Source organism: Kitasatospora putterlickiae, assembly GCF_039527695.1.
Classification (GTDB): domain Bacteria; phylum Actinomycetota; class Actinomycetes; order Streptomycetales; family Streptomycetaceae; genus Kitasatospora; species Kitasatospora putterlickiae.
On sequence record NZ_BAAAKJ010000499.1, the window covers coordinates 1,722 to 2,083 of the forward strand.

At 81.2% G+C, this 362-nt stretch carries 1 protein-coding gene; it reads left to right on the forward strand.

The window, feature by feature from the left end; all coding sequences use genetic code 11:
- On the forward strand, positions 1-362 hold a 362-nt coding region (locus tag ABD308_RS37930; RefSeq protein ID WP_344345400.1), incomplete at both ends, for a type VII secretion protein EccB.

The following is a 362-nucleotide window of genomic DNA, read 5'->3' on the forward strand; positions in this document are numbered from 1 at the left end:
CGCGCACTCCGCGCCGGCCTCCGCCGCCGCGGCCTTCGCCCCCGAGGGCCTGCCCGGCCGGCCCCCGGCGCTGCTGCAGGCCCGCTCCGAGCAGGCCCTGTGCGCGGCGCTGCGGCCGGCCTCCGACGGCGGGGACCTGGACGTGTCCGTGCTGGACGCCGCCCCCGTGCTCGGCCTGCCGCCGGTGCTCCAGCCCGGCGTGCTGCCCAGCTGCACCCCGGCGGACCGGATCGCGGTGCGCCCGGGCGGCGGGGCGCTGGTCCGGGCGGTGTCCGGGGCGGGCTTCGGCAGCACGCTGTACCTGGTCACCGACAACGGCGTGAAGTACCCGCTCGCCTCGCCGGCGGTCGCCGAGCGGCTCG